This is a genomic window from Bacillus sp. FJAT-28004 (assembly GCF_001280845.1).
Taxonomy (GTDB): domain Bacteria; phylum Bacillota; class Bacilli; order Paenibacillales; family Paenibacillaceae; genus Pristimantibacillus.
In genome coordinates this window covers 2,966,641-2,970,569 of the sequence record NZ_LGHP01000001.1, presented here as the reverse complement: position 1 = coordinate 2,970,569, position 3,929 = coordinate 2,966,641, and the positions used below count along the sequence as shown (strand labels likewise).

4 protein-coding genes and 3 tRNA genes are annotated in these 3,929 nt (G+C 40.1%); 6 read left to right on the top strand and 1 reads right to left on the bottom strand.

Annotated elements, in window-relative coordinates; translation table 11 throughout:
* The first annotated feature begins 131 nt into the window (after positions 1 to 131).
* From AC787_RS12950 to AC787_RS12925, 6 genes are all read left to right on the top strand, one after another.
* Positions 132 to 207 (top strand) — tRNA-Val (locus tag AC787_RS12950).
* Positions 208 to 214: 7 nt separating this feature from the next.
* Positions 215 to 290, top strand: a tRNA-Lys gene (locus AC787_RS12945).
* 18 nt (positions 291 to 308) lie between these two features.
* Positions 309 to 388: transfer RNA gene (locus tag AC787_RS12940), tRNA-Leu, on the top strand.
* Positions 389 to 816: 428 nt separating this feature from the next.
* Positions 817 to 1,734, top strand: coding sequence for a helix-turn-helix transcriptional regulator (locus AC787_RS12935; RefSeq protein WP_054025168.1), 918 nt, complete (start codon positions 817 to 819; stop codon positions 1,732 to 1,734).
* Positions 1,735 to 1,815: 81 nt separating this feature from the next.
* Positions 1,816 to 2,331 (top strand): DinB family protein, encoded by a 516-nt coding sequence (locus AC787_RS12930; RefSeq protein WP_054025167.1) that lies wholly within the window; start codon positions 1,816 to 1,818, stop codon positions 2,329 to 2,331.
* Positions 2,332 to 2,601: 270 nt separating this feature from the next.
* Positions 2,602 to 3,171 (top strand): YdeI/OmpD-associated family protein, encoded by a 570-nt coding sequence (locus tag AC787_RS12925; protein WP_054025166.1) that lies wholly within the window; start codon positions 2,602 to 2,604, stop codon positions 3,169 to 3,171.
* A 561-nt stretch (positions 3,172 to 3,732) separates the two neighbouring features.
* Here the strand turns inward: AC787_RS12925 and AC787_RS34820 are convergent.
* On the bottom strand, positions 3,733 to 3,929 hold a 197-nt coding region (locus AC787_RS34820; protein ID WP_235560968.1), incomplete at its 5' end, for a hypothetical protein.

Here is a 3,929-nt window from a genome sequence, read left to right as displayed (position 1 = left end):
CCGTGACCCATACATCCGGTAGACAGCAGCATTAAGGCTTCAGCAAGCCTAACTTTCGTATCCAGTTTTCAATGTGCAAAAACGCACAATGAAGCAACAATCCCACTCGCAGTGGGTTTTAGTGTTTCCATGGAGGATTAGCTCAGCTGGGAGAGCATCTGCCTTACAAGCAGAGGGTCGGCGGTTCGATCCCGTCATCCTCCACCATAACTATGAGTCATTAGCTCAGTTGGTAGAGCACCTGACTTTTAATCAGGGTGTCGTAGGTTCGAATCCTACATGACTCACCATTTTTTCATCTCGGATGCGCGCGTATGGCGGAATTGGCAGACGCACTAGACTTAGGATCTAGCGGGCGACCGTGGGGGTTCAAGTCCCTCTACGCGCATCATAGTACGGCAAATGAAGTCTTGCTTAGCAAGGCTTTTTTTGTTGTTCAAAAATAAGAAATGATACTGAAATGAGATGATCTTGAGTAGTTTTCCTACACTTTTCCACTTATCTTTTAAACCCTCTGCATAAAGTACTATCATGCCCATTATCTATGTTCTAAGAAGAGACGATCTATAATTGAATATGATTCGACTACAAGTGAACTCATCGGAAAGGCGAAGGCTTAGACATGGGTTTATCCAGATATTACTAACTCTACAGATCGAAATACTGCGGTATTATGCGAATCTAGAGCCTACGCTCGTTCAAACCAATTCATCTATCTACGATACATCAAGCAGAATATTCCTAAAATTACTAATAAAAAATCTGTGATATAATAATAAGCAGTAATACGAAATGGATTAACGGGCGGGGATATACATGAAATTGGAGCGATTGATCTCCATAATCTACAAGCTCCTGAATCACGAAGTTTTGTCTGCTTCCATACTGGCTGAAGAGTTTCAAGTTTCCCAAAGAACCATTTATCGGGATATCGATGTGATCTGCGCTGCGGGTTTCCCTGTCATATCGTATCAGGGAATGAATGGCGGATATGGCATAATGGACGGATACAAAATGGATAAAAGCTTGCTCGGTTCTTACGATGTCGATTCCCTGATCACCGTGCTCAGTAGCCTCTCCACCGTGTTTAAAGACGAGCGTGCTCAGGGTACCATTGAACGACTACAAACAATCGGGCCAGAACATCAGATCCAGACTGTATCTGTCGACTTAGAAACCCGCCGGTCGGAGCCGGACGCGCTTCGTCATTTACGCACGGGCATTACGGAGCGAAAAATCGTCCGTTTTGATTATATTAGTGCAAATAATGATCGTACTTCCCGTGATATGGAACCCATTCAACTTCATTTCAAATATGGCAATTGGTACGTTTATGGGTTTTGCCGAACACGATGTGATTATCGGGAGTTTCGACTATCCCGGATGATGAATTTATTGTTGACGCAGGAAGACTTTCAGCAGCATCACGTAGTGTCGAAAGAGCTTACTTTCACAAACAAGGAATGGTGCGACCATTTGAAAGATGTTGTGATTCAAGTGGGGCCGAAGGCTTTGGCGATCGCTATGGATCAGTTTCACCAAGCCGATATGCAATTTCATACCGATGGAAGTGTGACGATACGAATTCCAGTTTATAAACCATTAGAAGCAAGATGGCTATTGTCCATTCTTCTAAGCTTTGGCAGCGGCGCCGAAGTCCTCGAACCTTTTGCACTGCGAGAGATTTTAAAAGAACAACTTCAAAATACATTAAAACTTTATGAAGAAGTATGACAGACCGTTGTCATACTTCTTTTATTATTATTACAACAGAAGCATAATCAATTTCATGACAAGTCAAAGGAGAATTTACGAATGTCCAATCATCCAGTAGAAATGTTTAAATACCACACATGGGCCAACCAAACGATCATGGGGAGAATCAAGGCACTCCCGACCTCTTTCCTAAGTCAAGAAGTGAACAGCTCGTTTCCCACCCTCGCCCATGCACTTAGTCATATCTATGCAGTTGATAAAATGTGGTATACGGTTTTAACAGGCACTGGTATGCGAGAGGCATTTCAAGAATGCATGTCGCTAAATGAGAGTATCCTGCATTCTGTAGATGAATACGCCAACAACTTTGCAGAGTTATCGGAACAATACAATGAATGGTTCCGAAGCCAAGCTGATCTGGAGAAAACCATTTTGCTTGATAATCCATTTGCCGGAATTCGCCAAACACGATTATCGGAAATTGTGCTGCAGGTGACCAATCATGGGACCTATCACAGGGGCAATATTTCTACAATGTTGCGTCAACTGGGCCACGCATCCGTCATGAACGACTATGCACTTTTTTGGTATCATGAAGCTGCGGAATCCATTTAATCTCTGGCATCGCAAGACTATTTGAAAACTTGGTAAGAGCATTTGATGTTATTTTGAATAAAATCAAATCAATCTAAAAGGTCGATATTTCTAAAAATAGGAAGTCGACCTTTTTACTTCGATTTTATACTAGAAATAAGTCGCCCTTGCTAGTAGGGAGATAAGTATCATTTCATCCTCTTGTTCATTAAATCAAGTTTGACTAAGGTCATAGGTTCAATAATAATTTTAATTACTCTCTATATTTAGAAAGGAGCTTGATTTTTATCTATGAAAATTGAAAATCTAATTACTGTAAAATCGAGAGAAGATTTGAGGAATTGGCTACAGGAAAATGGCAAGATTGAAAAATCTTGTTGGGTTGTAGTTAGTATGACGCCAAACCCAGATACGTTGCTATATCTGGACGCGGTCGAAGAATCTTTGTGCTTTGGATGGATTGATGGTGTGAAAAAGAAAATAGCTGAAACCCAAATGGCGCAGAGACTGTCACCTAGAAGCAAAAAAAGTTCATGGACTGAATTGAATAAAGAACGTGTCCGCCGCCTTGAAAAGTTGGGGTTAATGAGAGATGAAGGAAGAAAGGTACTTCCTGATATGGATCACGATTCTTTTAAAATAGATAGGGTTATAGAGCAAAGGCTAAAAGAAGAGAGGCATGTATTTGATAATTTTTTGGCATTTCCAGCTCTTTATAAAAGAGTTCGGATCGACACGATTCAAAGTAATGAAAATCAGCCGGAATTATTTAAGAGTAGATTAGACAAATTTATAACAAACACTAAGGAAAATAATATGTACGGTCAATGGCATGATAATGGACGCCTTCTAGATTATTAAGATACGTTAGATCGTAGAGAGAAATTGTTTGTTATGTTGGTGATATAAGTGCGCCTCAATAGGCCATTTCTATTAGTGGTAACAATCTCTGACTGTACTAGTGTTAATTTGTTTCAAATTGAAAATCCATCTTTTCGTGGGAGTGATTGGTTCATTACTGCCTATGCGGTTGGATGAGATAGCAAACAGATAACGAAGGAAATGTAAGCAATGAACTAGGTTGACGTTGAACTCAAAAATAATTAACTTATAATATGATTGATCATTTATATTAACAAAATTAAATATTAAATGTTTAAATGTACTGTTATACAGGCATTACAGACGTATTAAATAGTATTTATATAGTGAAATCATAAATATAATAAAATAATTCAAAAAAAGACTTGCAATCATATATGCATGCATGGTATATTCTAATTCCGGCCGAGAGATAAACGCGGACGGCGAGCGAAACAAACGAAAGAAAAGATTGCTCTTTGAAAACTGAACAACGAGTAATAACTGCCTCGCAAATCCTTCGGGATAAGCGAAAAAAGCGATAAAAAAGTAATGAGCATTTCAAACACCAATTTGGAGAGTTTGATCCTGGCTCAGGACGAACGCTGGCGGCGTGCCTAATACATGCAAGTCGAGCGGAGTTGATGAGGTGCTTGCACCTCTGATACTTAGCGGCGGACGGGTGAGTAACACGTGGGTAACCTGCCTATAAGACTGGGATAACATTCGGAAACGAATGCTAATACCGGATACGCGAT